General features: G+C 68.9%; 14 protein-coding genes and 1 pseudogene. 10 read left to right on the forward strand and 5 right to left on the reverse strand.

Going from position 1 to position 25,463, the window contains the following annotated elements; all coding sequences use genetic code 11:
• Window positions 1-20: 20 nt before the first annotated feature.
• The 3 genes from ACGFY5_RS00915 to eccCa all read right to left on the reverse strand — a co-directional run bounded on the left by ACGFY5_RS00915 (window position 21) and on the right by eccCa (window position 6,342).
• A complete protein-coding gene (locus tag ACGFY5_RS00915) occupies window positions 21-1,724 on the reverse strand; it encodes a hypothetical protein (protein ID WP_392715897.1) in 1,704 nt (567 codons plus the stop codon).
• 12 nt (window positions 1,725-1,736) lie between these two features.
• The gene (locus ACGFY5_RS00920) at window positions 1,737-2,318 is read right to left on the reverse strand and encodes a hypothetical protein (protein ID WP_392715899.1); all 582 of its coding nucleotides are present in this window, start codon (window positions 2,316-2,318) and stop codon (window positions 1,737-1,739) included.
• Window positions 2,319-2,394: 76 nt separating this feature from the next.
• Window positions 2,395-6,342 (reverse strand): type VII secretion protein EccCa, encoded by a 3,948-nt coding sequence (eccCa, locus tag ACGFY5_RS00925; RefSeq protein WP_392715901.1) that lies wholly within the window; start codon window positions 6,340-6,342, stop codon window positions 2,395-2,397.
• A 98-nt stretch (window positions 6,343-6,440) separates the two neighbouring features.
• Between eccCa and eccD the strand changes: the two genes are divergently transcribed.
• Window positions 6,441-7,805 (forward strand): type VII secretion integral membrane protein EccD, encoded by a 1,365-nt coding sequence (gene eccD, locus ACGFY5_RS00930; RefSeq protein ID WP_392715903.1) that lies wholly within the window; start codon window positions 6,441-6,443, stop codon window positions 7,803-7,805.
• Here the strand turns inward: eccD and ACGFY5_RS00935 are convergent.
• Window positions 7,737-8,627 carry an SUKH-3 domain-containing protein gene (locus ACGFY5_RS00935; RefSeq protein ID WP_392715905.1) on the reverse strand — a complete coding sequence of 297 codons (891 nt, stop codon included), beginning with the start codon at window positions 8,625-8,627 and terminating at the stop codon, window positions 7,737-7,739. The two genes, eccD and ACGFY5_RS00935, sit on opposite strands and share 69 nt — an antisense overlap.
• An 82-nt stretch (window positions 8,628-8,709) precedes the next feature.
• On the opposite strand from ACGFY5_RS00935, the pseudogene ACGFY5_RS00940 reads away from it, so the two are divergent.
• From ACGFY5_RS00940 to ACGFY5_RS00980, 9 genes and pseudogenes are all read left to right on the forward strand, one after another.
• Window positions 8,710-8,895: pseudogene (locus tag ACGFY5_RS00940) on the forward strand (type VII secretion protein EccB); the annotation flags it as partial.
• Between the two features lie 155 nt (window positions 8,896-9,050).
• A complete protein-coding gene (locus ACGFY5_RS00945; RefSeq protein WP_392715907.1) occupies window positions 9,051-9,374 on the forward strand; it encodes a WXG100 family type VII secretion target in 324 nt (107 codons plus the stop codon).
• Window positions 9,375-9,387: 13 nt separating this feature from the next.
• Window positions 9,388-9,693 carry a WXG100 family type VII secretion target gene (locus ACGFY5_RS00950; RefSeq protein ID WP_392715909.1) on the forward strand — a complete coding sequence of 102 codons (306 nt, stop codon included), beginning with the start codon at window positions 9,388-9,390 and terminating at the stop codon, window positions 9,691-9,693.
• 33 nt (window positions 9,694-9,726) lie between these two features.
• Window positions 9,727-10,218: a YbaB/EbfC family nucleoid-associated protein gene (locus ACGFY5_RS00955; RefSeq protein ID WP_392715911.1), complete on the forward strand. Its 492-nt coding sequence runs from the start codon at window positions 9,727-9,729 to the stop codon at window positions 10,216-10,218.
• Window positions 10,215-10,586, forward strand: coding sequence for a hypothetical protein (locus tag ACGFY5_RS00960; protein WP_392715913.1), 372 nt, complete (start codon window positions 10,215-10,217; stop codon window positions 10,584-10,586). The genes ACGFY5_RS00955 and ACGFY5_RS00960 overlap by 4 nt, the downstream gene beginning before the upstream one ends.
• Window positions 10,587-10,634: 48 nt before the next feature.
• Window positions 10,635-20,354: a toxin glutamine deamidase domain-containing protein gene (locus tag ACGFY5_RS00965; protein WP_392715915.1), complete on the forward strand. Its 9,720-nt coding sequence runs from the start codon at window positions 10,635-10,637 to the stop codon at window positions 20,352-20,354.
• Between the two features lie 69 nt (window positions 20,355-20,423).
• Window positions 20,424-22,721: a toxin glutamine deamidase domain-containing protein gene (locus tag ACGFY5_RS00970; protein WP_392715917.1), complete on the forward strand. Its 2,298-nt coding sequence runs from the start codon at window positions 20,424-20,426 to the stop codon at window positions 22,719-22,721.
• Window positions 22,718-23,392 (forward strand): YwqJ-related putative deaminase, encoded by a 675-nt coding sequence (locus ACGFY5_RS00975; RefSeq protein WP_392715919.1) that lies wholly within the window; start codon window positions 22,718-22,720, stop codon window positions 23,390-23,392. The genes ACGFY5_RS00970 and ACGFY5_RS00975 overlap by 4 nt, the downstream gene beginning before the upstream one ends.
• Window positions 23,389-23,871, forward strand: coding sequence for an SUKH-3 domain-containing protein (locus ACGFY5_RS00980; protein WP_392715921.1), 483 nt, complete (start codon window positions 23,389-23,391; stop codon window positions 23,869-23,871). The genes ACGFY5_RS00975 and ACGFY5_RS00980 overlap by 4 nt, the downstream gene beginning before the upstream one ends.
• Here the strand turns inward: ACGFY5_RS00980 and ACGFY5_RS00985 are convergent.
• A complete protein-coding gene (locus ACGFY5_RS00985) occupies window positions 23,849-25,456 on the reverse strand; it encodes a right-handed parallel beta-helix repeat-containing protein (protein ID WP_392715923.1) in 1,608 nt (535 codons plus the stop codon). The two genes, ACGFY5_RS00980 and ACGFY5_RS00985, sit on opposite strands and share 23 nt — an antisense overlap.
• Between the last annotated feature and the right edge of the window lie 7 nt (window positions 25,457-25,463).

Genomic DNA, 25,463 nt, shown 5'->3' on the forward strand with positions numbered 1-25,463 from the left:
CCGAGCGGGTCGACGGCCGGTCACGATCGGCCCAGGGCTGGGCCGGCTGGTTGGGCGGTGGGGGCGGTGGGGCGCTCGATGACGGGTGGTGCGGACTCTGCGGGAGCAAACGACTCCTCGGGTGCGGTGACCGGGTCGGGGCCGGTGCGGCGAGCGTCCACTGCTGGGCGGGTGTCGGGCGGCTGGATGCCGTGGGGGGCGGCGCGACCGGTGAGTTCGGGGGTGGAGGTCGGTGGGGGGACGGGTGCGGCGAAGGGCGTCGAGCGGCGGCGCCCGCCGAGCGAGGGCGGGGCTGGGGGGTGTGGTGCGAAATCGGGGGCATCCGTTACTGGCACCGGAGCGGATGGTGTGGCTCGACGGAACTCGGGCGGCACGCTGCCTGGCGTCGGCATCGGGTTTTGCGGCTCGCCGACTCGGCCGGGCAGACGCGTCGGGGCCGCCTTGGGCGGTACTACCGTGCCCGAGCGGCTCTGCGGGGTCGCGCGACCGCCGAGGCGCGGCCCGGCAGCCGGCGGAACGGTGGGGCGCCCGTTCGTTCCCCGCGTGTTCCGCGCGGCGTTGGGGCCCCCTGGTTTCCCGCTGGTCCGGCCGGGAAGTGCGGGTGCCGCTGGCTTCGCTGCGCCGCGCCTCCCCTGGCCGGGGCCCGGCGGCACGGCCGGACGAGCCGTCCGCGCGGCCGTACGCCCGGGAAGCGCCGGCAGCCCCGGCTGCGTCGGCGCAGCTGGCAGCCCGGACCGGGCCGTCACAGGGCGCGCGACGGACGGGGCGCCCGGCGCGGCAGGAAACCCGGCGGGCAGCGCCGGCGCACCGGGCGCCCGCACTCCGGAGAGTGAAGGCGCGCCAGGCGGCCGCACACCGGGACGACCCGGAAGCGCGGGCGGCAACCCCGGCGCGCCCACCGGAGGCACCCCAACCGTCGGCGGCGCGACGACGGGGATCGCCGGCGCGGGCGGCTGAACCGGCGGTAGACCGGGCGCCCCGCCGAACGTCGGCCGGACCGACTTGAACGTCGTCGGCCCCTTGAACTTGCCCGGCAGGCTGATCCCGGTCGTCGCCGCCGACGAGAAATGGTCGGCGAGCTTCTTGACCAGCGGAAGTGCCAGCGCGGTGTACTTGGCGTCGATCTCGTCCTGCGGCACCGAGTCACGCGCCCACCGGTACAGGTACCCACCGTCGGTGATCGAGTTGTTCTTGCTCAGGAACCCGATGAAGTCGTTCATGTCCTGCGCCGAGAGCTCCCCGGCGTCCTTGTTCCGCTTGGCTTTCTCCTTCGCCGACTCCGTCAACCAGTCGCGGTAGATGCGCTCCACTTTCGGCTGCGTCGTGCGGACGTCGTCGGCGAGCCGCCCGATCGTGGCGGCGTTCGTCGACGCGGCTTCGACCCACTGGTCGAGCGAGTACAGCGATCCGCCGACCCGCTCCAGGAACGCCCGGGACGCCTTTCCCGTCCACTGCGGAGCAAGGCGTCCACCAGCGCCGCTCAGGCCGTCCTTGGCGGTACTGAGCTGGGTGGAGAGCTTCCGCCAGCTCTTCGCGAGGTCAGCGATCTTGGTGGCGTCCAGGCCCTGGATCATCGGCCAGAGCACGCGGATGTGCGCGACCTTGTCGGTGTCGGTGAAGTCGGTGGCGCGCTGCAGATGAGTGCGGCCTTCCGGCACGTAGGTGTCGTGCTCGGCGACCCGGATGCTGCCCGGCTCCCAGGTGTAGCCGTAGTAGTCCCCCATGTCCCCTCCGGATCAGAGTTGGAAGGGTCGGTTCTTGTATTCGTCGGAGCCGGCGTCCGGCACGTCCGGGCCGCCTCCCGGAAGCGTCGGGCGCTCGCCGCGCTCCGGGGTGCCGGCGTGGTACCCGGCCGGGTCCGACGGGTCCTTCTTCTTCTCGGCCGGCGCTTCGTCGCCGTCCTTCGCCTGCGGGTCGCCGGGCCGGGTCTCTCCGAGTTGGGGCACGAACGCGTCGGCGACCTGCTCGATCGTGGCGCTGCTCAGGGCGTCGCCATCGCTGTACTGGGTGGCAATTCCCTCGGCGGCGAACCCGAGCGAGACCAGACCGAGGACGACGTCCCCGGCGAGCCGTCCGGCCGCCTGGGCGTAGTCGGCCATCAGGTTGCCGAAGTGGACGGCCTCGCCCAGCGGCGCCACCGGATGGGTGCCGCTGCCCTCACCACGGCCCATGAAGCCCACCACGTGCTGGGACATCTCGATCGCGAAGTTGTTTCCGAGGCCGGTCACCAGGTCGGTCTGCCCGGTGGACTTCACGTCGGCGCCGAACTTGCGTAGCGCCGGCAAGCTGGCGCGGACGGTTTCATCGCGGTCGGCCATAACGCTCCCCACTCCTGCTGTCGCTGAGCGTGCGGATTTACCACGGTTGACTCAGGTCGCAGGTTCACGAACGGTGTCAGCCGGACGGTGGGAGCCATCCGAGCTGGATCAGGCGGGTGCCCTCTTTCCGGGTGACCAGCCAGCCACGACCGGGCGGCAGCGCCTGCGGGCGCACGTTGCCGAGCAGGACACCTTCGTCGCGGTCCCCGGACATCACCAACCCGGGCGAGCCGAGTTCGCGCAACCGCAGGAGGAGCGAGTCGTAGAGCGCCCGACCGGCCCCACCGCTGCGCCGGGCGACGACGAGGTGCAGGCCGATGTCGCGGGCCTGCGCGAGCAGATCGAACAGCGGGACGAGTGGGTTGGTGGACCCGGACGACACGAGGTCGTAGTCGTCGATCAGGAAGTACAGGTCAGGGCCACGCCACCAGCTGCGATCGCGGAGCTGCTCGGGGGTGACGTCGGGCCCGGGGAGCCGGTTGCGCATCACGGTCGCGACCTCGTCGACGATCTCCTCGGTGACCGGCGCGGAGGACCCGTACCCGATCAGGTGACCGGCCGAGACCTCGTTGAGCAGCGTCCGGCGGTAGTCGACGACGATCAGCCGGGCTTCGTCGGGCGGGTGCGTATCAGTGATCCTCCGGGCGAGTTGCCGCAGGAACGCGGTCTTGCCGGATTCCGAGTCGCCGAACAGCAGGAAGTGGGAGTCGACGGTGAGATCCACGGAAACCGGTCCGAGGTCGGCTTCCGCGATGCCGATCACTGTTCCCGGACCGGTCAGTGTCGCGTACGGCACTTCGGCCGGGAGCAGGCGGACGGGAGGAGCCGTCGGACCGGTCCAGGCGTTCGCCACGTCCTGGACGAGTTTCGCCACGCCGTCGCTCAGGTCGGCGGTCTCCGACCGGCTGTCCGCGCGGGGCAGTGCCCCGAGGAAGTGGAACTTGTCAGCCGTGATGCCTCGCCCCGGTGTGCTGTCGGGGACGTTCAGCGCGGTGCGTCGATCCAGATAGGAGTCCGACGGCTCGCCGAGGCGGAGCTCCAGACGGGTGCCGAGCACGTCACGCAGCGCCGGTCGCACGTCCATCCACCTCGAGGCGCTGATCACCACGTGGATGCCGTAGGAGAGGCCGCGGTTGGCCAGGTCGGTGACCTGAGCTTCCAGCTCCTCGAAGTCGTTGCGCAGCGTCAGCCAGTTGTCGACCACGAGGAAGACGTCGCCGAACGGATCGTCGCTGAAATCGCCCTGCCGGCGTCGCCGCCGGTACGTGCCCATGCCGTCGATGCCCTCGCGGGCGAACCGCCGCTCCCGGTCGAGGAGGAGTGTCCGCAGCTCGGCGACCGTCCGGCGGACCTGGCCCTGCTCCAGGCGGCTCGCGACGCCACCGACGTGCGGGAGGTCGCGCAGCGCGGCGAGGGCGCCGCCGCCGAAATCGAGGCAGTAGAACTGGGCCTCGCTCGGCGTCTGGCACAGCGCGAGCGAGGCGACGATCGAGCGCAGCAGCGTGCTCTTGCCGCTCTGCGGGCCACCGACCACCACGGCGTGCCCCTGGCTGCCGGAGAAGTCGAGCGTCAGCAGGTCACGGCGTTGTTCGAGCGGACGGTCGACGAGGCCGACCACCGCGCGGAGTGCCCCGCGGCGGGTCGGGTCGGTGACCGTCAGACCCCGGCCGGGTTCGACCGCCAAGGGGGGCAGGAGCTGATCGAGCGTCGCGGGCTCGTCGAGCGGCGGCAGCCACACCCGGTGCGCCGGAACGCCGCGGCCCTGCAGCCGCTCGACCAGGATGTCGAGGAGGCTCTCCCCGACTCCTTCGTCCGGGTCTGGAGCCTTTTCTTCGTTGTGGTCCGCTCCGCGGAGAGGCTGATAGGCCGTGGAGAACGGGCGCACCGGGGCGCTCTCGACACTCGCGCCCTGGGCACGGCGGCCGCCCTCGCGGTAGACCCCGGACACGTACGCGCCGCGGAACCGCGTCATGTCCTCGGTGCCGAACTTCAGGTATCCGTGCCCGGGCGCGCGCGGCAGTTCGTACGCGTCGGGGACACCGAGGACCACGCGGCTCTCCATCGAGGAGAACGTCCGCAGGCCGATGCGGTACGAGAGGTGCCCGTCGAGCCCGCGCAGCCGGCCTTCCTCGAGACGCTGCGACGCGAGCAGCAGGTGGACGCCGAGCGAGCGGCCCAACCGGCCGATCTGCACGAACATGTCGATGAAGTCGGGCTTGGCGCTGAGCAGCTCGCTGAACTCGTCGCAGATGATCAGCAGGCTCGGCAGCGGATCGAGCGGCGCACCGGCAGCCCTGGCCTTCTCGTAGTCACGCACCGACTCGTACTTGCCGGCGGCGCGCAGCACCTCCTGGCGACGGCGGATCTCGCCGTTGATCGCATCGGTCATCCGGTCGACCAGCGGCAACTCGTCTTCCAGGTTCGTGATCACCGCGCTGGTGTGCGGCAGACGGTCGAGCTTGGTGAACGTCGCGCCGCCCTTGAAGTCGACCAGCACGAAGTTCAGCAGTTCCGACGAGTGGGTGGTGGCCAGGGCGAGCACGAGCGTGCGCAGCAACTCGCTCTTGCCCGAGCCGGTGGCGCCGATCAGCAGGCCGTGCGGGCCCATGCCGTCCTGCGCCGACTCCTTCAGGTCGAGCTCGACCACCGCTCCGTTCTGCCCGACGCCGATCGGGACGCGGAGCCGCTCGCGACTCGGCCGGGGGCGCCAGGCCGTGGCCGGATCGAACTGCCGGGGCTCGCCCAGACCGAGGAGTTCCGCCAGCTCCATCTCCGCGGTGAGCGGGCGTTCGCCGCGGGCGACGGCGGAGAGCCGCAGCGGCGCGAGTTGCCTGGCCAGCGCCTCGGCCTGCGCAGTGCCGAGCTGGTCGGCGGTGCCGATGTCGGCGTCCCCGTCCATCGTGGTGCTGCGCAGGCGGCCCGCGCGATCGACGTCGAGCACGAGCGCGGTGGCATCGAGAAGCCGGGGCGGCGGGGCGGCGAGGTCGATCAGCGTCACGCCCTCGATGCCGTTGTCGGTGGCGAGGTGATCGGACCCGGCCGGATCGGCGCCGTCGAGAAGGACGACGAGGTGCGGGGCCACCTCGTGGCCGGCGCCGGTCGGGTTGAAGCGGGGGCGCCCGGAGAGCAGATCGTCGAGCATCGCCTCGGCCGCCACGACGGTCGGGGCGACCAGCCGCACGGGGCCGAGCGCATCGGTGCGCTCCGGGTGTTGCGCGTGCGGCAACCACTTGACCCACTCCCAGCGGGCGAGCCGGTCAGGTGCCGCACAGATGACCACGCGTACGTCGTCCGGAGCATGGAAAGCAGTGACCTGGGCCAGTAACGCACGGGAGAGCCCGTGCACACGCTCGGCGTCGCCACGCAGGTAGATCCGGGCGAAGCCGTTCAAGGCGAGCGCCACCGGCATGTCGGGAACCACGGCGTACGTGGTGACGAACCGGCGGAGGGCCTGGGCGCAGAGCGGCTCGAGATCGTCGGAGGCGGTGATCGCCGGGGGAACCATCGGGGTGGCCAGATCTTGCGGCCCGAGGCCGATGCGGACCACCGCGAAGTCGTCGTCGCCGGGGCGGCGTTCCCAGAGGCGGTAGCTCGCGGCGGTGGTCCACAGCGTGGCCGGCTCGGGATGGCGGTAGAACATCGCTTCGCGCTGGGTGCGCACCGCCGTGCGGGTACGGCGACGTAACTGGGCCAGGTGCCGCATGTATTCGCGCCGCTGGGAGGCCATCTGCTGCTTGCTCGGCTGCCCGGAGTACGACCCGAGCTGGGTGCTGAGCATGCCGATCGCGGACAGACCGAACAGGCCGCCGGTGACCCAGCGCAGCGTGCTGCCGGCGCCGCCGGTGCCGGCGAACATCAGCGCCATCGCTGCGGAGCCGGCGAGCATCGGCAGCATCATCATGGCCTGGCCCCAGGCTCGGCCGGTGGGGGGCGGGATTGCCGGGGGTGCGTCCAGAATCAGCTCGCCTTCCGGGAAGGCGGGGGCTGGGCGACGCGGTGCCCGCTTGATGATGACCGTGCCCACCGATCCTCCCTCCGCGTGATTCTGGTGTCACCTATCGTAAAGAAGAGCGGTGACAGCCGTCTCGTTCGTGAACATGGTTGTGGACAAAGGAGCGTCCGGTGTCGACGACCAGCGCAGATGGGCTCGCTCGGATCACGCTCGTCGCGCCGCGGCGTCGCGTCGACCTCGCTTTGCCGGAAGCTCCGCCGCTCGCGGAGCTGTTGCCGACCGTCCTGCGGCACGCCGGCGAAGGGTTGGCCGACGACGGGCAGGCGCACGGTGGCTGGTCGCTGCGGCGGTCCGACGGCGAGCCGCTCGACCCGGAGAAGCCGTTGGGTTCGCAGGGGGTTCGCGACGGCGAAGTGCTGCACCTCGTGCCGCAGCGCACCGAATGGCCCGAACTGGACTACGACGACCTCGCCGACGCCGTGGCGACCGGTGCGCGTCGGCAAGGGCGCGCGTGGTCCCCGGCGGCGACCCGAGTCACCGGCCTGGGGTTTGCCGCCTCGCTGTTCGTGCTGGGGCTGGTGGCTGTGCTCTCCGCCGGTCCGGCTTCCACCGTGGGAGCTGTGCTGCTGGTGATGGCCGTGGCGTTCGTCGGCATCGGTGGGCTGCTGTCGCGGGTGCTGTCGGACTCGGTCGCGGGGGCGGTGGTGTCGCTCGTCGGAATGCCGTACGGGTTCGTCGGCGGAGCGGTGCTCGCGGCTGGGTCCACGCGGATGGGATGGCTCACCGCCGAACAGGTGCTGTTCGGGTCGGTGTGCCTGCTGGTCGTGGCGGCGCTGGGCTATCTGGCGGTGGGCGACGTCGGGTTCGTCTTCGTCGGTGGTTTCGTGGCCGGGCTGTTCGGTGTGCTGGGTGGGGGGCTGCCGGGAGTTTCTTCGCGCGGTGCGGCGGCCGTGGTCGTGGGGGTGGCGCTGCTCGTCGTTCCGATGTTGCCGCTGGTGGCGATGCGGTTGGGGCGGGTGCCGCTGCCGACGTTGCCGCGGTCGGCTGACGAGCTGATGGCGGACGTGTCGCCGGGGCCCTCGCGCAAGGCGGTGTATGCCGCGGTGGCGCGGGCCGATGACGTGCTGACCGGATCGCTGCTCGGGGTGTCGGTGGTGATCGGTGTCGGGTTCCTGGTGCTGACGCGGACCCGTGACGTGACGGCAGCGGTGTTCGTCGTCGTGGTCGCGTTGGCGCTGGTGCTGCGGGCGCGGTTGCTGGCGACGGTTCGGCAGCGGGTGCCGTTGCTGGTGGCGGGGGTGGTGGGGGCGGCGTGCGTGACGCTGTTCGTGCTCGATGCGTCGGTTGGGCCGTTGGTTTTCGTGGGGGTTGGGGGAGTGGCGTTGGCGGCCGGTGTCGTTTACAGCCGGCGGCCGCCGTCGCCGTATCTCGGTAGGTTGGCCGAGTTGCTCGACGTGGCCTTGGTCTTAGCCGTCGTGCCCCTGATCTGCGGCGTCCTCGGCCTCTTCGGCTACGTCCAATCCCTCAGCACCTAGGGGCCCCCGAGTACTACCGGGATCAATAGCCCGCCCAGCCGAGTCCTCGTAGACGACATCTCCACTTCTCGCCACCCACGGAAGGGTCCGATCCTGCCCGTAGATCGCCCTGACGACTGCCCAGTTGAAGTTATGGGCGACCAGGTAATGGCTGTGACCGGGACCGCCTCCATAGAAAACCCGACCGTCAGCGGACATGATTATTTCGACCTCGAAGGGGGAGACGACGCTGCCAATCGGAGTCACAGGTTGGTCGAGCGTCTCCCCCAACCCGCCGACCAGATCTATGTCGGGGTCGACGGCGGCAGGTTGCAGCTGCCACGTAGTCCAGTTGGGTCGATCGATAGTGAGACCGCCGAACTCGCGAAGTACGGCTTCAGCAACGTCCACCAAGCCAAGAATCGGAGGATCGTCGACCGTGAGGGCATGGAGGCGCTCGGCGTAGCGATCGAGGTCTGCGTCTGGAAGCGTTCGACCGGGATACCAGCCGGCCTTCCGCAACAACCCCTCAACATCCGCCGGAAACCGCCCAGCCTCCGCTGGCCGACTCCGCGCGATGATCTCCTCGACCGGCAACGGCGGCCAACTGCTAACCGCGCCACTATCCCGATCAACAACCACCCGAGCATCCCCGACCCGCTCAGGCAAAACCCCGGGCGCCACATCGGGCACCCCCCGCCACCCAACCCACCCCTGATCGAACTCCCGGAGTTCGACGGAATCCCCCGGCACCCCGAGCCACCGAGACGCCAACTCCACAGCTTCCTCACGGCTGACGATGGCTACTCCCTCCCTCGCGCGATCACCGCGCCCAGTCTCCACCCCGGCCGATCCCCGCGATTGCCCGTTGTCCGAGAACCCCACTCCTTATGGTGACTCCACCGCTACCAACAGGAGGGGGACGATGGCCTCCAAGAAAGACCAGCTGCAGTCGTACCAGTTCCTCGTCCAGCGCTTCGTATCAGCGCTGGTCATGCGCGAAACCGACCCCGCGCAGATGCCGTTCCGCCGCCTCGCCGGAGCCGCCTTCGCCAGCGTGATGGTGGCCGTCCTCGCCCTCGCCGCAGTCGGAATCTACGGCCTCCTCCGCCAGTAGTGATCCACGGAAAGTTATCTCTCCTGCCGGATCCGTGAACCGATTTCCACACCTCTCCGTGTAGCTGCGGAGGTCGCGGTGGATAGCCGCTTCCTCCGGCGATCGGTCACTACCGTCGCCGCGAGCGATCCGACGGGGTGAGGAGCAACATGCGCGCGAACACCGCCACGATGGTGAAGTCCGAGAAAGACGTCGACGACGTCGCGGACCGGCTCACGTTCACACTGACCACTCTGATGAACGAGCTGACGCCCCTGCAGTCGGCGTGGCTGGGCCAGGGCGGCGCGTCCTTCCAGCAGGTCCGTGACCGATTCGACCAGGACATGGGTCGCCTGAACCGGTCGCTGCGCTCGCTTGCCGAGGCGGTGGGCACCTCCGGTCGCAACTACAACGTGAGCGACCAGGAGATGAAGTCCGAAATGGATGCCGCCGGCGCCACGGCCGGGTCCATCACCGCTGCGTTGCAGCTCTGAGCGGGGAGACGTCATGCCGTACCAATCCGACGAGATCGCGGTCAACTTCGCCTCGCTCATGAAGGCGTCCGAAGACATCCAGAGTGCGATCAACAAACTGAGTGCCGAGCTGGACGGCCTGGAGCGGGGCGTCCAACCGCTGGTTGCGACGTGGGACGGACCGGCGAAAGCCGCGTACCTGGTGCGGAAGCGGCAGTGGGACAGCGCGTCTGCCGACCTCACTCAGCTCCTCACGAGCATCAAGGGTGCCGTGGTGCGCTCGGCGGAAATCATGTCGGCGCAGGAAGCGAAGAACACGAGCCTCTTCAATCCGCAGTGAGCTCCGCGTCCGCTACACAGCGGATCGGATTGAGTGCTCCGGGTGAGCAAAATGAGCGAACTGGGCCCGAAACAACCATTCGGCTGCTTTCCTGATAGGGCGGGGCCGCGCAAAGAAGGGCATCACGTCGTGGACGCACGTGGTTTGCAAGCGCGGGCCGACGAGCTGATGGAAGAGTTCCATCGCCTGCGCTCCGGTGTCACCGAGCTGCAGCAGCAGCTCCAGGCGATCCGAGTGGTCGTCCAGTCCGACGACCGTCTGGTCACGGCGACGGTCGGCCCGCGCGGCCAGCTCATCACCCTCGAGCTCGATCCGCGGGTCTATCGCGATCCCAACTCCCGGAAGCTCGCGTCGACGATCACCGAGACCATTCAGCAGGGTGCTCGTCAGGTCGCCGACCGCACCCTGGAGCTGTGTCGTCCTCACCTGCCGCAGCAGGACGTTCGTGCCCAACTCGACGGTGACCTCGACTCGTTCTTCACCCGCCTCGACAACGAGGTGATGGGTGGAGACGCCTTCCGATGACCGACGGCAGCACCTTCCTGCAGCCGAAGCAAGCGGCACGGGCCGCCCTGCAGCTGACGACCATTGCCGAGGACCTGAAATCGAAGCTCGACACCTCGGTGGCTCGCATCAGGGCGATCCAGGCCAAAGGCACGCAGGTCTGGGGTGACGACGAACCCGGCACCGAGTTCGTCAAGAACTACGACAAGGGCGGCGACGGAGCTGCCAGCGGGACGCTCGACGCGGCGACGCGCTATGCCGACGTGTTCGTCGACGTCGGACCGATCGTCACACGCGCGATCAACGGCACCGTCGACGTCGACCAAGCAGTAGGCGAAGCGATCACCAAGCTGACGGGCCAGCCTGGAGAGCCTTCACCCGACCTCTGACGAAACCGGCGCATTGGGGGGCGCAATGACCGGAATCGAGCAGTAGCCATGGCCGTCTGGAAGCCGGACTTCGGCGAATACGACTACGTGTGGGACTTCATCTGCGGTGTGACCGCGGGGAATCCCTGGCCCGAGGGCAACGAAGACGACCTGTGGGTCCTGGCCCAGGAGTGGGCTGCGGTCGCTCAGGCACTCGGCGACGCCATGCAGGACGCCGGTCCGGTGGTCAACGACCTGATCACGGCGTGGGGCGGCGACTCCGGCTACGCGTTCCTGGGGCTCTGGGAGGTGCTCGGTCAGTCCTCCGAGTCCGGCCTGGGCGCGGTGGCCGACATGGCGGGCGCGCTCTCGGACATGAGCGACCATGCCGCGTTGGAGCTGCAATACAACAAGCTGACGACGCTGATCACCGTGATCATCACGATCATCAGCGTGTTCACCGCGCTGATCGGGGCGTTCTTCACCGGCGGCGGGTCGGCCGCAGCGATCCAGCCGATCATGATGGGCGGTCGGGTAGCCGTTCAGCAGTCGTTCCGGCAGCTCGTTCGCAGCATCGCGCGCAAGGTCGTCGAGAAGGAACTCCGCAAAGAGCTGTTGAAAAAGGCCGTCACGCGCGAGGGTCTGCGCAGGCTCGGCAAGGAAGCGCTCGAGGAGCTCGTCGAGGAGGTGCTCGAGGAGGTCGTCCTCGTCGACGGCCTGAGCCAGGCCATCCAGATGGCGGGCGGTCACCGAACCAGCTGGGACGGTTCGAAGACAGCAGCCGCTGCCATCGGAGCGACCGCCGGCGTTCCGATCGGGATGGGCGTCGCCCCGGCCGTGCGGTGGGCGAAGAACCGCGCCGGGCGGTTGGTGACCGATCGGCTCTCCGATGCCACGATCAACCGCATCAACCGCGGCATCGACCGCGCGAACTCGCCGTCGACGAGGCTCGGTGGCCTAGGCAAGCAATTCGCGGGGACGCCCGGTCAGGCGGTGTCCATCGGGCTCGTCAACGCGGTCACGTCGCCGACGTCGAGCTGGATCGCGAACGGGACCGTCTACGGCAACTGGGACTACCCGACCGACTCGATCATGAGCTCGGCACTGGCCGGCGCGAGCCGCGCGAACACCATCTCTCCGGCGCAGCTGGCAGCCGCCGCCCTGACCGGCGGCCCGACCGCCTTCCGCGAAACCCTCCTCGGCTCCCATCCCGCGGCCTTGGACCTGAACGTCCCCACCACCTACCAGCCCGCCCCTGCCCTCCCCGGCTTCCCGGACGCCAGCCAGGCCACCGCCTCCGACGCGCCCTCGAACACCGCCCAGACCCCCTCCGCCCCCTCCACAAGCCCCGCGCCCAGTACGGCCCCCAGCCCAGTCACAGCCGCGAGCCCGGACCCGGGCGTGCCGTTCACACCCATTACTGCAGCGCTTACACCTGACTCGGTGTCTCCCCTGGCCTCGGCACCTCCCACCCAAGACCCCACGACACCGCCGCTGCCCGCACCTCGCGATAGCGCCATGGCGCAGCCATCGTCAATCTGGGCCCCTGACGGCACTGCACCTCCGGCCTCAAATGCTCCGGCTGAATTCACGCCGCGAATCCCAGACGCCTCACCGCTAGCAACGTCTGTAATCCCGAACAGCGGCGCTCCGATGCCATCCGCGTCTACTCTCGCCGTCGATAGCCGCCCAGCGGCACCCTCGCCCGCCGGCTCCCGCGCCATTAACCCAGGTGGGCCGCCCCCTTCCCGCCCCGTTGAAAGTGGGTCACCGACCTGGCCCTCGGCGGCCCAAACACCGACTGCGGCGCCCGCCACCCAAACCCGAAGCAAGATAGCCGCGGCAGGGCCGATTCCAGCTAATACGAGCCGACCGAGTGCCGTAGCCGGAGCAGTCGCTGAGGCAGGATCGCTGGGCACCGCTCCGCCGGAAGTGGGCTCCGCACTTATGAAAGACATGGCGCCGACTTCACCAGCAGGCGGCGAACGGAAAGAGCAGTACCAACGTGGAGAGAAGCCTAATCCCCGCCCGACTTCTACTGGTGCTACGGCGCGAGGTACTTTCAGCTATCGTTCGGACGATCAGGTCTTGGATCCTTCTGATAACTGGGACGACCGCACAACCGCAATTGCTCGCGAGCTGGCTGCGACCGTACAAAATGAAATTATCGATCAGGGCTGGGGTCCCAGTCTCCGAGACGAACGAGCTCCATCCATAGCGGGAGCTCTGGTCACCTCGGACGGGGTCGTCCGGTCTCACACTAGCTACAAGCCCTCCCAGGGGACTCGACCGCCGAGTAGGCACCCTGATGTTCAGAAGGTCCTCGATCGAATAGAGAAGGCTGCCGACGAAGCCAGCCAGCGTGACGCTGAGAAGCGAGCTGAGACCGGCGAATTGCCGGCGGATCAGGCTGCTCCGCAGAAGGCACCCTGGCATGGCTTATGCGCGGAAGTGGCTCTTCTCTCGGACTTCCTCTTTGAGTTCGATGCCACCTACCAGGGTCCGGAATCTGGCCGTCGCGATGCGGCGATGGAGGCTCTGGCAGGCGCAAGAATCGTCTCGATACAAATCTGGGGCGATTCAAGCAGAGGTAGGGGCACGGGTGCGGTACGGCCACCTTGTATAACGTGTAAAGCCGTCTTGCCGGAGTTCGGCGTCACTGCGATTTCGAATAGCGAAGTCGGTAAACCATCGCCAGACTTCCGCGAGCGAGCTCTTAGGTTCTCCGATGAAGAATCACCCGACGCCCCGAGCGCGCCGGGAGGGGGACGGCCGATTGGGGAGGCCGGTGGGTTGGATAAGCCGGATCCCGTGGATCAGCGGGCGCTGGAGGATTCGGTGCCTCGGGACGGCAGTGGGCGGCCGGTTCGGTATCCGCATCCGTTGGGGCGGTGGCTGGGGCTGGTCAATGATGGGGGACCCGCCGCTACGGCGTTCCGGGCCAACAACTGCCTCGATACGGCGCTTAGTCTGGTCGGCACGTGGCTCGGTAACCCGCAGGTGTCGGCGCCGCGGAAGGCGGAGTATGCGGACGACGGGTCGCCTTCGACTGCTGGTGAGACCGACGGACGGCAGCGGGCCGAAGAGACACTCGGCGCCACGTTCGACTATCAGGGCGCATCGGCCGATGCTGCTTTTCCGGCGCTGACCGAACAGCTGCTCTCGGCCGGCCATGGCGCTTCGGCGGTCTTGATTACCAGCGTTGCTCCGAGCCACGGTGGTGGGTCGCACGCCTGGAACGCGGTCAACCACAACGGAACCATTCACTGGATCGACGCCCAGATCGGCGCCGCGTCGACTCGGCCGCTGTTCGAGTATGCAGTGGACGGGGTCTGGTCGATCGTTCTGGACCCGAGTGGTCAACCGGTCCGGGGCGGTGACTCTCCCACGGTGGTACGCGGAATGGCGTCGATCGAAGAAGGGAAGTTGGGAAGTGGGTCACCGGCGGCACAGTCGGTGGCACTGACTTCGTTCGCGCCTGATGGGCGCGCGGACCACCTGCCTGACCTCGAACCGGGGGAATTGCTCGCGGCGGCTGCGCAGGTGCGGCCGGAGGATTTCAAGAGCAGGTTGGTCGACGGTATTGAGGTCGGCGAGGTCGTGACCGTGCGGTTGCGGGACGGTCGGTCGATGCGGTTCGAGGCCGCGGTCGGGGCCGATATGCAGGAGGTGGCGGCGACTGCGGTCGGGCGGAACCGCAATGTCCTGACGGTGAATGCGCGGGTGGCACCGGAGCAGTTGGCGCGGGTGTGGGTCCATGAAATCGCGGCGGCGTTGCAGGAAAGGGCGCCGCGCGGATTGTTCCGGAGGGCGCTGGCGCGGGTGGTGGGGCGGCGCGCTGGGGTGGATGCGCTGGTCGAGGCGCGGTTGAGTGAGCGTCGGTATCTTGTCCGGTCGCTGGAGGAATCGTTCAGCGTCGAGGTGCGTCGGGAACTCGACGAGTTGGATCGATATCTCGCGGAGGCTGGGGTACGGCGTTTGTCGCCGCGGCCGATGTCGCCGTTGGATCCTCGGGGTGGGGTCGATAGCGGGGCCCTTGCGGCTGCGATTTCTTCGCGCTTCTCGATGGCCTCGTATGACGGGCTCGGGGTGCGGGTCGGAGGGGTCGACGCCCGGGCGGATCGCATCGTTGTGCGGCTCGATGTGGTGGATACGGCTGGGCGGCGCGTCGGTGTCGTGCGTTTTTCGGTGAATCGGGATGCATCCGGGACGTTGTTTGCGCGGGTGGAGCGGTTCCAGAATGCGCCGATGCTCATGCCGGATCTGGAGCGGTGGTTCGTTGAGTCAGGGGTGTCGCGGGTCGAGGTGCGTGCGGCGGGTGTCGAGAGCTATTCGTGGGCGCGGAGTGGATTTGAGTGGGGGTCGCCGGCGGCTGCCGATTTGGTGTTCGCGCGGTTGGAGTCCGAGCGCGATCGGGTGGAGTCGCAGGCGGTTGTGGTGCGGGGGTGGCTCGCGGGTGAACTAGTCCCGCAGGGGGACCTGGAAGCTGTTGCTTCGGATTATCCGCGGGTTGCGCCGGAGGCGGTGCTCACGGATTTGGAGCGGCAGCTCGCTGATGCGGACGAGATTTTGTTGCGGGCGGGGTCTTCGGAGTTCGGGTCGGTTGGTTATCCGAGTCCGAATGAGGTGGCGTTGGCGGGGAGGTCGGGGGCTGGGGGAAGTTGGGTTGGGCGGCGGGCGTTGGTTGGGGTGGAGTGGGAGGGGGTTCGCTGGCTCGTAGCCGCGCGCGGGCCGGGCTCACCCGCTGGCGTCAAGCCCTCGGCGGCGGGTTCGATGTCGCCGCGGCAGATGATGAGCTCGGGGACGCCCCGTCCGGTTGGGGTGCGTGCAGGGTCATTGAGTGATCTCGGGTTCGCTGATCTGGACGCTGTGCCCGAGGAGAACCGACGCTCTGTTCAGCAGTCGGAACCGCATATACGGATGGTTGATCCAACCGAGATTAAGTTCACGCAGCGGTCGATCGGCAAGCGAACGCGAGACGGCATGGACATCGACAAGCTTGCCGAGCGGATTGTTGACTGGCATGGCGGTCCGCTCCATGGCGTGCAATGGGGGGACGGGTCGCTGGCGAGCCTCGATAATCGTCGGCTCACGGCGGCACGACGTGCCGGTGTCGATCTGATTCCGTTTGTGGCGCACCGACCCGACGAATTGCTGTCTGACTGGCCGGAGGACTGGCCATTGGAAAGGCGGGAGTTCGCGGCGGCGTCGGTAGAAATTCGAGAGCTGGCTGACGGTACGTGGGTAGTAGGTGGCGACGACGGGAAGGTGGTTTACGGGGTCGGCGCTGTACCGTCCGCTTTCGGCGAGGTTGCATTGTTCCGGGCGGCCATGGGGCGCGACTTGTTGCCTGGTCATCTCTTTGGGTCGTCGAAGTTGCCGGTCACCGTTGGTCATCCCCGTCGTTCAGCGAAGCGGGTTCTTCCCCCGGACGTTCTGGAGGCGCTTGCCAGCGAGACCGATGCTGTGAAAGCGGCCGCGTCAGCCATTGAGACTGATCTGCGGCACATCAGCAGCGAGGTGCTTGGCACCTCGGAGGCTGGTGGCACGGAATCACTTCGGGTTCGCGTTCAGGACATCGACGCGCTGGCCGCCGACTATTCTGACGAATATCGTTACTTCAAGACGCCGGCCGTATTCGTGTCGGCCAGCAGTAGGGTCGTCGATGTCTCGCTCCGCGTTCCGGACGAACTGCTATATCGAGACGGCGTGGCCGCTATCGCTGATGGCTTGCGGACGAAGGGGTACGAAACTCTTCGCGCGGTTGACACATGGCAAGCAGGGAATGTCCATCGACGCCTAATCATCGCTTGGCGGGCTCCGCACAACGGTCGGCTGTTCGAACTGAACATCTCTGGGAAGCGCTCTGCCGGAGACGTCCGAACACTGTCTGAACTGGACCGAATCCTTAAAGAACCCAAGGAAGCGCCTGAACGGAAGGTTCATGCCATTCTTCGGCTTCTGTCGCACCACAAAGGTGCCGGCGATTCCTATGAGGCGTTGGGACTGATCGACCCACCAGAAAGTCTCGCGCCGGTGTGGTCGGTCGAGGACGACAGCTTCGCTCGCTGGGTCTCGAAGCATCCTGTGCCATTTGACGGCTACCGTGAGTGGCTGACAGGGCAGAACCTCGAACTCGCGGATGTGGTGACCGAGTTTGGCCTCAATGAGTACGACTTTCCGATTCGAGCGGCTGCGGCAGAGGAGCTGAACCCTGATGACGCTGGCTTACTACACGCTTTACGAGAGCATCTCCGCCAGCACGGAACCGGTAGGGATGGCGGTCCTGGAAACGACGAGTTCCGACGCCCTTCTGTGGGATCACAGCCAGAAGGCGTGGAGTTACGACCCAGAGGCGGCTCACCGGATCCTCTTCAGCCCACGGAATTACGACCGGTTCAGGTCGGTGAGTCGGGCGGAAGCGGAGGGGATAACTCCGGGAATTACCGGCGGGGAGCCGTTGCCGGACGAGGACACGATTCGGTGGCTCTTCCGGTGGAAGGGGGAACCGCCGGGTCTGGATCCGCTGTAGCGCCTCCGGCCGACCCCGCTGGCGGTCCGCCTGGTTACAGCTCCGCAGGGCCGTTTGCCCGCGAGGATCCGGCGCCGCCGTTGTCGAGCACCCGGCAGTACGGCGAGGCGAACCTGCGTCCGTTGGAGAACGAGAGCTACCTGGACGACGTCAAGGATGCACTCGTCACGCCGGACGGATACGCAGTCGGCGCCGATCCGAGCCGGTTCCTGTTCGGCACGTTGATCAACGATGGCGGAATCGGCCAACCGGAACGCGACAACAACTGTTTGGACTGCTCGCTCGCCGCGTTGTCGTCGTTCTACGGCCGACCCGAGGTGGCGGTACCTCGGTGGGCGGACGGTCAGTGGGACGGCGAGCGCGACGGTCTCGATCGTGCGATGCGGTGGCTCGGTACCGACACGTGGATGCGCAACGACCTGCCGACGATCGCTGAGGAGTTCCAAGCGTTACACGACCATGTCGCTGAGCTGGGTCCCGGATCAGCAGCTTTGGTCGTCAACGGCTGGCAGGACGAGATCGACGAAGAGGGCCGGCCGGTCGAGGGTGCGACGCACGCGACAGTGGTGGTCTATCCATTGGATGCCGACGGACCGGTGTGGTGGGACCCGCAAGAAGGCTTGACTGCAGCCGGACCACCCGACTGGCTGGTGGCAGGCACTGTCGAGCTGGCGTACATCACGGTCGAGATGGACGGAAGGGTCAACGGTGGCGAACAGTTTGGAGACGCGGGAGGCGGTACAGAGCTACCTGGATCGCGTCGTCGGGCCCGGCCTGAAATGGAGCATGCACCGGTTCCCGCACGGATGGGCGCTGCGGTCGGTCCCGGTGACGCCGGAGCAGATCGAGCGCGCGCGACAGCCGGGGAAGTCGACCTGGATTCTCGAGGAGAGCACCGGACGGATCACAGCGCACGGGCCCTATCCGCCGCAGGTGATCATTCAGCGGTATCTGACGGCGATCACGGAGGGTCGGGATCCCGGGGGAGCGCAGATCTACCCGAAGCCGCCCCCGCCGGATCCGACAGCGAACGCGGAGCGACTGGCGCCGACGCCGTCGGACGGGTCGGAGGAACTTTACTACTTCGCGAGGGCGCTCTCGGAATCGATCGTCATCGTCATCGTGCTCCGGAGCGGACCGGGCGGCCACCGGTCGATCCGTTGGGATTCCGACGCGAAGGGCTGGAGGTGCAGCGACGTCGGGTACCTCTCTCAGGAACGGTACGTAGCCCAGTTCCGGCCGATCGACCGGGCGGAGGCGGATCGACTGCAGCAGGCGAGGAACGGCACGGCGTTGCCGACGGCGGACGAGTTGTACCGGCTGTGCCGGGAGAACCAGGACGGGTGAATCCCGACGGGCCGGCGGGGCCGTTTGCTGGGGAGGCTTACCCGCTCGCCCTGACCCGCGGATTCGGAAAGCAGCGGCTGCGGCGGCTCGAGAACGAGGCGTACCAATCCGCGGTGGACAAGGTGTTGAACTCGGCGATCGGCGAGGATCCGCGCTTCCATCCTTACGGCGCGCTGATCAACGACGGTGGCCCGGCGCGACCCGGGCGGGACAACAATTGCCTCGACTGCTCGCTGGCGGCGATCTCCTCGTTCTACGGTCGACCAGCGGTCTCGATGGCGCGCTGGCCGGACGGATCGAAGCTCGGCGAGTTGCGCGGCATCGTGCGGGCAATGCAGTGGCTGAATGCCGGCACGTGGCTGCACCACGATCACCTGCCGACGATGGCCGAGCAGTTCTGGGCTCTGCACGACCACGTCGCCGAGCTGGGGCCAGGATCGGCGGCGCTGGTCGTCAACATTTGGCAGGACGCGGACGAGAACGGTCTGCTGTTCGACGACGAGAACCAGCCCCTGCACGGCGAGTCGCACGCGACGGTCGTGGTCTATCCGCTGGGTGCGGACGGTCCGGTCTGGTGGGACCCGCAGCAAGGCACCACGTCCGACGGGCCGCCCGAAGATCTGGCGGCGGACACGATCGAGCTGTCCTACATCACGGTCGAGCTGGATGGGAGGGTCAACGGTGACGGAACCGTTGGATACGAGGGAAGCAGCACAGGCGTACCTGGATCGCGTCTTCCGTCCCGGCTTGAGATGGAACATGTACCGGTTCCCGCACGGGTGGGCGCTGCGGTCGGTTCCGTTGACGGCGGAGGAAGCCGAACAGTCGCGGCAACCAGGGAAGACGACGTTGGTGCTCGAGGAGAGCACGGGCCGAATCACATCGCACGGGCCCTTTCCGCCACGGGTCATCATCAAGCGGTACCTGGCCGCGATGGAGGAGGGTCGGGATCCCGGGGGAGCGCAGATCTATCCGGAGCCGCCTCCGCCGGATCCACGGCAGAACGCGGAGCGCCTGGCGCCCACGCCGTCGGACGGGTCGACGGCGGTGCACTACTACCTGGATCACTACCAGGGCTTCGAGCGGCCGGCGTCGGGCGTGACGGTGCTGATCAGCGGCGCGAAAGGCCACCGCTCCGTGACGCCGATCCTCCCCGACTGGAAGTGGGTGATCGACTCGGTGAACTACCTGGCCCAGGACCGGTTCCTGTCGATTCTCCGGGAGGTCCCCAGGGACGAGGCGGCGCAACACCTGCTGGACCGCATCGGGGTGCAGCTTCCGCCCGAGACGACGTTCCTGAGTTTGTACGACCGGTGACCGGAGCCGCGGCGGCTCACGGGCTCACGAAACCGGCCGAAATCGCGGCCGTCGCCTCGGCCTACGACATCGCCACCCGCTGGACCGCCCCCTACCTGGTCGCGTCCGTCGACCGGCTGCTGCGGCGCCTCAACCCGCAGGCAACCGGCGACGTCCGGTTCCTGTTCGTCACCGCCGATGACACCGTGCCGTGGATCGTCGGGCGCCTCGCTCCGGATTTCGCCCGCCGCCACGCGCTGTGGGTGCAGTGGCCGCCCACGCCGGCCGGTTGGCGGCACCTGCGCGCGCAGCACCCCGCCACGCTCGTCACCGACGACCCTGCCACGCTGCCCGCGGCCCGTCCGCTCCTGTCGCCCTCGGCGCCGGGGAGTCGGCTGGTCGGTCGGTTGCACGGACCTGTGCCGGACCCGAGTGCGGTGACGGCCGCACAGCGGATGGCCGCGCGGGCCGCGGTCGCGGACGTGGTGCGCATGGCGATGCGCGCCGGGCCGGAAACGGGACGGACCGCGGTGTACGCCGCGGCCAACGACCTCGACCGTCGGACCGCCGAACCGGACCGTCTCGCGGACCCGCTCCTGGCAGCTTGGTTGTGAGACGTCACAAAAGATTCCACGCGTCACGATGACCGGACGGCGCGCGCGTCACACGCGTACCGTGTGCACGTGGAAACCTCCGCCGTCGACGGTCCCGTGACCGAACAGGGCACCGACCCCGACGTCGAGCGTCTCGGTGCGCCGGAGGAGGACCCGGGCGCGACCCGGTGGTCGGCGGGTCCGGCGATGTCGGCGAGCACGTCCGAGCCCTCCTTACCCGACGGTCCTGCGTCGCCCACCGGGATGCCGCACGCGTTGTTGCTCGTCCGTGGCGAACGGGACGGGCGGGGGCAGCGGTCGCGGTGGACGCGGTCGGACTTCCGCTTGGCCGCGGATCCGGACGTGGAAGCCGGTCCGCCGGCGTTGCAGAACACGCCCGCGTTGCAGGACACGAACGCGCGGATGGTGGCTGATCGCCGTCGTCGGTTCGTCGACGAGCCCACGCAGCCGTATCGGATGCCTGATCCGGCCGATTTCGAGCCCGGGCCCACGCCGCCGGAGCTGCTCACGCCGCCGGAGTTCGTGAGCGCTCCCGCCCGGGAGGCTGCGCCTCCCGCACAGCCAGCGCCGTCGAACGACTCGTCCAGGATCCCGCTCGCCCTGGCGTTTTCCGTCGATGCCGACGATATGCAGCGTGCCGACGAGACGCCGGCGGTCGTTCCCGCACCGCGGACGGCCGAGCGAGCGCCGTCTTCGGCAGCGATTCCGGCTGCCGATCCGACCACGATGCTCCCGATCCTCTCGGGTCAGCTCCCGCCCCTCCCGAAACCGACACCCCCACAGGAGCCCACCGCCCCGCCCGCGCCAGCACCGGTCCCTGCGCCTCGGACACCGCTCGCGTCCGAGGTCGCTTCGGCCGCCGCAACTTCGGTGGCGGGCACGGCGGGTGGCTCGCAGCGGCCGCTGTTGGATCTGCTCCGACCGGACCCCGACCTCGCGCTCGACGTCGCCATTGATCCGGTCGAACAGAACCCGTTCGGCGGGCAACGGGACTACCGGCAGGCGGTCGCAGACCGCTTGCCGCGGGCGATCCGGCTGCTGATGCCGCCACCGGTCCCACCGCCGGACAGCCTGACGCGCACGCAGGCGATCGAGTCCGGACGCCGCCGGTCCGACGTGGAGCTCCAGGTGCAGGCGCACCGCGCCGGCCGGGACGCGATCGCGGCCGAGACGCGGGCCGCGGACCTGAGCCGACAGGCCGCCTTCACCCGCGACCAGGCGTACGAAGCCCGCGCCACCTGGCAGTGGACCGCGCACCGCCGCTCGACGCTCGCCGAGGAACTGCAGCAGATCACCACCGAGGCGAACACGGTCGCCGGCGAGCAGCAGAAGCTCTCGGCCCAGGCGCAGGGCGCCATGCGTGACGTTGCCGCCTGGGATGCGTGGATCGCCCAGCTGCGGGAAGAGGCCGCCAACGGTCGGGACGCCGAAACCGCGACCGCCCGCGCAGACCAGGGACAGACCCAGGCCGACCAGCTCCGCGACTGGCTCGACCGCGCCGAGCAGCGGTTCCGCCAACTCGGTGCGCATCTCAAGACGTTGGCCGGTGAGCGCGACAAGCGCGTCGCCGAGTCAGGCGAGATGTCCACCCGGCAACAGGAACTCGTCGAGCGGTATCAGCGGCTCGGTAGCGACGCCCAGCGGCTGGACCGGGAAGCCGCCGGGTGCACGGCCGAGGCGATCGGTGCGCGGCTGGACTGCCGGGAGCAGCTGATCGACCTGGTCGGGCTGCGGCCGGAGCTCTGCCGCTGGGTCAACGGCGCCGCGGTGGCGCAGGTGCGCGACTACGAGATCCCGCCCGGCCACCGACGCCCGCTGCAAGCCGAGCACCTGGCACTCGAACAGGCACTGCCGGGCGGCAAGGCCCCCGAGCCGACGCCCGGCTGGCTGACCCGGCTGAACGGCGTCGGCCTGCGCGCCGACCAGAGCCGGGCGCAGAACTGCGTCGACGCGACGCTCGCGTTCTACGACACCTACGTGCTCGGACGTCCCCGCGTCGCGGTGCCGCGGATCGTGGACGCGCACCGCAGCGGAACGACACGGCTACCCCTGCGCGGTGAACAGGCCGGGCGCGAACGGCTGGAACGGACGCTGAACGGGCGTTTGGAAGCCCTCGTCGAGCAGGGCGACCGGACGGAGCAGGTCCGGAAGGCCTTCGACACGATCGCCGACCGGCTGAAGAGCAAGGGGCACGGCGCATTCGCCGTACTGGTCACCGGCTGGCAGGACGGCAACGCGCGCACGTCGGCCGCCGTGAACCACCAGGACGAGGTGCGCTGGGTCGATCCCCAGCTCGGCACGGTGTCCGACCAGCCCGTTCCGGCGGAGTGGGTCCGGTCGCTCGAAGTGCTGCTGGTGGACCCGTGATCACGTCCCACGAAGCGCGCCGGATCGCCGCGCGCTGGGTGGCCGAGAGCAGCCCTGACCTCTCTCCGCAGTTGTACGAGTTCGACGCGGGGTTCGTCGTCTGGGGGTCGGCGGACGAGCCGCAGCTCGGCGCCGGGCGTGGCGTCATCGACCGGGAGACCGGCGAGCTGTCGGTGTGGCCGGCGCTGCCGGTCGAGGTCGTCGCTCAGCAGTATCGCGCGACCCACCACGAGCCCCAGCTCAGCCAGATCCGCCGCGACCTCAACCGGGTCGGTACCCCGGCCACGATCACCTACCTGATGCTCGACGGGCCTCCGGTGACGGCGCGCAGCCTCAAGGGCGACACACCTCCGCAGCACCACCCGCTCGTGCGGGACGCACTCCAGCGGCTCCCGCTGGAGTTCCGGGAGCGCGGCCGGGAACGTTGCTCGGAGATCATCGCGCTGTCGACGGCGCTCTTCGCCGAGGACGCCCGGCGTCCACGGCCGACCACCTTGGACGAAGCCCGCAAACGAGTGTTCCGCGGCGCCGAACTGGTGACCTACCGGGTCCGCGAGCCAGCTGATCCGCAGGACGCGGTTCCGGGTGCCCCATGCATGTCGTGTCTCGCGATGCTCGCCTACTTCGGGTTCGACGTCGCGCCGCCGGAGGATTTTTGGAGCGAGGATTGAGCCGGTTCCCGACCGAGGTCGAGGTCGTGCTGCGCGCCAGCGGCTGGGACGAAGGCCGGCAGGTGCCGGAGTCGAGCGCGGAGGCGATCCGGATCGTCTGCGCCCAACCGGGTGCCGACGGTTCCCGGCACGTAGCGTTTCCCGCCGCGGAGGCTGCTCTCGCCGAGTTCGGCGGGCTCTACGTGCGCCAGGACGAGCCCGGCGTCGAACTACGTCGCCGCCCGTTCGCGCTCGACCCGACGATGGCGGCCGCGACTGCGGCCACGCTCGCGGACCTCGGCCGCCTGCTCGGCGTCCAGGTGTTCCCGCTGGGTGTGGAGGGGGACGGCGACGCGGTGCTCGCGATCGACGAGCAGGGGCGCGTGTTCGCTGTCGACCACGCCGGCGAGTGGTTCCTCGGGCCCACCGTGGACGCCGCGCTGACGACGCTGATCGTCGGCACCGAGCCGCCCCGCGTCACAGACGACGGCACGTGGTGAGCACGTCCTCCGCGGTCAGCGTGCGCAACTCCTCGATCACCGGCATCCGGCCCAGCCCGCGCAGCCGCTGCGACTGGGCTTTCCGCATGCCCTCGAACAGCTTCCGCGCCTCGCGCGCGTTGCCGAAGTTCTGGCCGCGTTCCACCGACTCGAAGTGTGTCGTCAGCACCGGGGACGCGTCCGCGGTCAGTTCGTAGTCGCCGGAAGCCACCATGCGCTGCACGATCAGCGTCAGTTCGTCGGGCGTGTAGTTGTCGAACTCGATCGTCTTCACGAACCGCGACGCCAGACCCGGGTTGGCGTCCAGGAAGTCCTGCATCTCGCCGGTGTAGCCGGCCGCGATGACCGCGATCTCGTCCCGGTGGTCCTCCATCAGCTTGACCAGCGTGTCGATGGCTTCCCGGCCGAAGTCACCGCCCGCCGACCCGGATCGCGACAGCGTGTACGCCTCGTCGACGAACAGCACGCCGCCCTTCGCCGACTCGAACACTGCCGACGTCTTCTCGGCGGTGTGGCCGATGTACTGGCCGACCAGGTCGCGCCGGGACACCTCCTTGAACGGTCCGCCGGGCAGCACTCCGAGCGCGGCCAGGATCTGGCCGTACAGCCGCGCCACCGTCGTCTTTCCGGTTCCGGGCGCACCGGCGAAGATCAGGTGGTGGCTCATCGCGCCCACCGCGAGCCCGGCGCTGCGACGCCACTCGTTGACCTGGATCTCGTCGATCAGGGCGCGGACCTCGGCCTTGACGCCTCCGAGGCCGACCATCTCGTCGAGTTCGGCCAGCAGCGTGTCGACGCCGCCGGTGGAAGCCGGAGCCGCCAACGCCGACACGGTCGTCGTCGCACCGTCGGCGATCGAGATCGTGCCGTCGACTTCGCAACCCTCGATCGACCCGGCGCAGCCCCGGTCGACGGTGATGCCGGCACCCCGAACGGTGCAGCGTCGCAGCACCGGCGCGCTGCCCTGCGTCACGGCGACGCCGGTCCCGCGGGTCTCCGAGACCGAGCACCCCTCGAGCGTCGGCCGCCCGGATTCGTAGACGTACACACCGCGGTACCCGCAGCGGACGATCGTGCAGTCGCGCAGCACCGGATCCGCGCCCAGGCGCACCACCACGCCGTCGTCGGCGATGTCCTCGAACGTGGTGGCGGTGATCGTGCCGCCGGCGTCCTCGATCAACAGCCCCTGCTGCGCGCCGGAGACCGTGCAGTCGTTCATCGTCAGCTCGACCCGGTCCGACGCACGGACTCCCGGGCCGAAGCCGGCCGAGATGCGGCACCTGTCGAGACGTAACCGTCCGCCGGACGCGAGCACGCCCGGCGCGTCCTCGGCGCGCAGCATCAGCCCGGTCAGCGTCACCGAGCCGCCGCGCACCGCCACGAGCGGTGCGTACCGGTCCCGTGGGATGAGCACGGTTCCCTCGTCCGCATCGACGGTTACGTCCAGATCGGTCAGGACGAGGTTCTCGCAATATTCACCAGCCTCCACTGTCACCACAGTGCCTGGCCGTGCGGCGGCGAGCGCCTCCCCCAAAGACGGGAAGGCGCCGGGTCGGGAAGCGGAAACCTGCAGCGTGAGCGACATCGTCCTT

The sequence above is a fragment of the Cryptosporangium sp. NPDC048952 genome, assembly GCF_043197895.1.
Taxonomy (GTDB): Bacteria; Actinomycetota; Actinomycetes; order Mycobacteriales; family Cryptosporangiaceae; genus Cryptosporangium.

Bases quoted from the DNA above. Each gene is read 5' to 3' on its own strand.
- ACGFY5_RS00915 (WP_392715897.1), bottom strand. From the start codon at position 1,724: ATGGGGGACTACTACGGCTACACCTGGGAGCCGGGCAGCATCCGGGTC.
- ACGFY5_RS00920 (WP_392715899.1), bottom strand. From the start codon at position 2,318: ATGGCCGACCGCGATGAAACCGTCCGCGCCAGCTTGCCGGCGCTACGC.
- ACGFY5_RS00945 (WP_392715907.1), top strand. From the start codon at position 9,051: ATGCGCGCGAACACCGCCACGATGGTGAAGTCCGAGAAAGACGTCGAC.
- ACGFY5_RS00950 (WP_392715909.1), top strand. From the start codon at position 9,388: ATGCCGTACCAATCCGACGAGATCGCGGTCAACTTCGCCTCGCTCATG.
- ACGFY5_RS00960 (WP_392715913.1), top strand. From the start codon at position 10,215: ATGACCGACGGCAGCACCTTCCTGCAGCCGAAGCAAGCGGCACGGGCC.
- ACGFY5_RS00965 (WP_392715915.1), top strand. From the start codon at position 10,635: ATGGCCGTCTGGAAGCCGGACTTCGGCGAATACGACTACGTGTGGGAC.
- ACGFY5_RS00985 (WP_392715923.1), bottom strand. From the start codon at position 25,456: ATGTCGCTCACGCTGCAGGTTTCCGCTTCCCGACCCGGCGCCTTCCCG.